This window comes from Amycolatopsis rhizosphaerae, assembly GCF_007713715.1.
GTDB classification, from domain to species: domain Bacteria; phylum Actinomycetota; class Actinomycetes; order Mycobacteriales; family Pseudonocardiaceae; genus Amycolatopsis_E; species Amycolatopsis_E rhizosphaerae.
The window spans coordinates 1-3,555 of the sequence record NZ_VJWX01000635.1 but is presented as its reverse complement, the minus strand read 5'-3'; the positions used below and the strand labels follow the sequence as shown (position 1 = coordinate 3,555).

Here is a 3,555-nt window from a genome sequence, read left to right as displayed (position 1 = left end):
CCCGCGCGGCCACCCCCGCCCGGTCCGCCCCGGTCTCCTCGGCGTACTTGCCCACCTCGATCGGCCCCGGCAGCAGGTCCACCACGAACGTCCCGGCCCTGGCGAGCAGTTCCGCGTCCTGGAAGCTCTCGGGCGGGATCAGCCTGCGCACCGCGGTGAGCACGTCGGTGCGGACGTGCTCGGGGTCGATCACGTCGACGTAGCCGAGTGAAGCGGCGGCGAGCAGTTCGAGCCGGTCGGCCACCTCGCGGTCCTTGCGGGTGACCCGTTTGCCCGCCCGCTCCAGCAACCGCCCGAGCAACTCGCCCGCCTCCCGGGCCCTCGCCTGCGCGGCGGCCATGAACACGACCTCGTGCAGGGAGTCGTCATGGGCGTGCTCGATGAGGTAGCCGAGTTCCCCCGCCTTCACGAACTCCCCGGCGGCGAGGAAGTCGCGGAAGGTCCGGTGCACGAACTGGATCCGGCCGTCCTGGCGGCGCAGCAGCCCGGTCCGCTCCACGAGATGGCGCAGCACCTGCGCGGGTTCGAGCTCCCGCGCCTCGGAGCGCAGCCCCGACATCGCCCGCCCGATCCGCTGCTCGGCGACCTCCTCGCCGATCAGGAGTTCGGCATTGCGCACCATGGGCGCGGCGAACCGCTCCAGCAGGATGATCTTCTCCTTGGTGGACATCCGCAGTTCGTCCTCGACCGCGATGTCCCGCTGCACGTCCCACTGACCGAGCAGCAGCTCCAGCGCCTTGTCCAGCAGTTCCTTGCGGCTCTGCGGAAGGTACATGTTCTCCTTGCGGTACAGCGCGCACAGCAGCGAACACAGCAGCGGGCTGGACACCAGTGCGCGCACGTCGGGCCGCCCGTCCAGGCTCCTGGTCAGCCGCTCCTCGCACCGGGTCAGCCACTCGCGCTGCTCCGGGTCGCTCTCCAACGCGCGCGCCGCCGTGTACCAGTTCCCGATCACCCGGTGCAAACCGTTCCGGCTCAACGGAAGCAGCTCGAACCGGCGGAAATCGGGGCCGGGCCAGTCATCGGCGACCGCGGAAGGCCGGGTGCTCACCACGAACCGGGCGTCCGGGTACGCGCGCACGAGACCGTCGAGCCAGCGCCGCACCTCCTCGCGACGCGGCAGCAGGAGTTCGTCCACCCCGTCGACGAGGATCACCGCCCGCCCGGACCGCAGCAGCCCGCTCACCCACCGGTCCGGTTTCTCCCCGGCCAGCGGGGCCGCGCCCGCCTCGACCAGTTCCTCGGCGCCCGGCAGCGGCCGGTCCCCGAACCGGCGGAGTGACACGAAGAACGGCACGTCGTCGCGCCAGGAGTCGTCCCTTCGGTCGTGGACCGAGACGGCGGCGAGATGGGCCAGCCAGCGCAGGAAGGTGGTCTTGCCCGCGCCCGCCCCGCCGAGCAGGAGGACCCGGCGCGCGGAACCGATCGCGTGCCGTCCGTCGGTGCCCGCGCCGGTCAGCTCGGCGTCGTCGCCCGGATCCTGCCGCCGGGCCAGCGACGGGGCGGTGTAGAAGTCGTCGAACGGGTGCTTGGCCGGGGCGCGGCCGACGCTGACTTGGAACAGCTCGAACGTCGCGTATTCGGCGGCCACGTAACGGACGTAGGCGCGCTCGAAGTCGGCGGCGCGCCGCTCGTCCCGGGACGCGAAGTCGTCGATCCGGTCGGCGATCCCGGCCTGGACCGAGCGCATCACGGCATCGACCTCGCGGGCCCGCACCGCGATCTTGTGGCAGGTGTGGCGCAGCAGGTGGTGGTAGGCGTCGCGGCCCGCCTGGCCGAGCCCGGCGTCCTGCAGCACCGGGCGGCCCGCCTCCCGGACCCTCGCCCGCAGGCGGGAAGAACTGGCGAGCACGGCCGGGGCGCGCTCCACCAGTTCCCCGAGCCGTGCCGCGGTCAGCGCGCCGGCCACGGCATCCTGGACCGCCAGCCACTCCTGGTCGGACAGGCGGGCGAACTCGACCCGCCGCAGTTCGCCCAGCTCCCTGGCGGCGCGCGCGAGGAGCCGGTCGGGCCGGGCCAGGCCGCGCAGCCGGTGCTGGTGGACCGCCTGTTCGGCCGCCTGGTCGGCAGCGCGCTCCACGACCCATTGGTGCAGCGCGGAGAAGGTGGCGCCGAGCGCACCGAGCAGGGCCGAAGAAACCGGATCGACCACCGGACACCCCCAGCGATTAGCGGCCGTCATCCCCCGATGACCCCACCGTACCGAAAGCGCTTATTCAATCGACAGCAGATCACTCCAAGTCGTATAGTCCAGATGGAATAAACGACATGAACTCTTCCAGGGGGAGTGATGGCGGTATGCCCGCCCGACCACAGCCGCTGACGCCACTGGGCATGGCGATCCTCGAGCTGTTGCATGAAAAACCGATACATCCCTACGAAATGACCCAGCTGATGCGGCAGCGCCAGGTGGACCGCCGGGTGAAGCTGCGGCCCGGCTCGCTTTACCACACCGTCGACCGCCTACAGGCCCAGGGATTCATCGAAATAGTCGACACCCAGCGGCAGGGGCGCCGGCCCGAACGCACCGTCTACGCGATGACCGAAGCCGGCCGCGACGCGTTCGTCGACCAGACCCGGGAGATGCTGGCGTTCCCGGCCCCGGAATACCCGCAGTACCCGGTCGCGCTGTCGGCCGCCAGCGAGCTGGACCGGCAGGACGCGATCGACCAGCTCAAGATGCGCGTCATCGCCCTGCGGGCACGCATCGCCGCCGACGAGGTGGTCGCCAAGGAAGTGCGTGACCGCGAACTGCCCGTCATGTACTGGATCGACCACCTCTACGACCACCACCAGCGCCGGTCGCAACTGGCGTGGACCGAACAGCTGGTCGCCGATCTCGAATCGGGCCGGATTCCCTGGCCTGACGCCAAAAAGCCACCACCCCATCCCCAACTCTCCATTGTGGACAACGAGGACACGGACGATGACAAGGCAAGCTAACCCGTGGGCCGCGCTGGGCGCGCTGTGCATCGGGTTCTTCATGATCCTGCTGGACACCACCATCGTGTCCATCGCGATCCCCGCCATGGTGCGCGAACTGAACACCGACCTGAACTCGGTGGTGTGGGTGATCAGCGTCTACCTGCTCACCTACGCGGTGCCCATGCTGTTCACCAGCAGGCTCGGCGACCGGTTCGGCCCCAAACGGGTCTTCCTGGCCGGGCTGGCGGTGTTCACCCTGGCCTCGCTGTGGTGCGGCCTGTCCGGCACCGCCGAGATGCTGATCACGGCGCGTGCGGTGCAGGGGCTCGGCGCGGCGCTGATGACCCCGCAGACGCTGGCGTTCATCACGCACCTGTTCCCGCCCGCCAAACGCGGTCCGGCGATGGGCCTGTGGGGCGGGGTGGCCGGGCTGGCCACGATCACCGGTCCCCTGCTGGGCGGGGTGCTGGTGGACAGGCTCGGCTGGGAATGGATCTTCTTCGTGAACGTGCCGATCGGCCTGGCCGGTTTCGTGCTGGCCGTGTTCCTGGTGCCGGACTGGCAGCCCCGGCACGCGCACTCCTTCGACGTACTCGGCATCCTGCTCTCGGCCGCCGGACTGGCCTGCCT

At 70.4% G+C, this 3,555-nt stretch carries 3 protein-coding genes; 2 read left to right on the top strand and 1 reads right to left on the bottom strand.

Features of this window, described 5'->3' with window-relative positions:
• Positions 1-2,152 (bottom strand): NACHT domain-containing protein (locus tag FNH05_RS34615; protein ID WP_186382886.1); only part of this gene is annotated, 2,152 nt, incomplete at its 3' end.
• Between the two features lie 146 nt (positions 2,153-2,298).
• Between FNH05_RS34615 and FNH05_RS34610 the strand changes: the two genes are divergently transcribed.
• Both FNH05_RS34610 and FNH05_RS34605 read left to right on the top strand, forming a co-directional pair.
• Positions 2,299-2,943, top strand: a complete 645-nt coding sequence (locus FNH05_RS34610; protein WP_144593065.1) for a PadR family transcriptional regulator — start codon at positions 2,299-2,301, stop codon at positions 2,941-2,943.
• A partial coding sequence (locus FNH05_RS34605; protein WP_144593064.1) for an MFS transporter occupies positions 2,927-3,555 on the top strand: 629 nt, incomplete at its 3' end. The genes FNH05_RS34610 and FNH05_RS34605, both read left to right, overlap by 17 nt.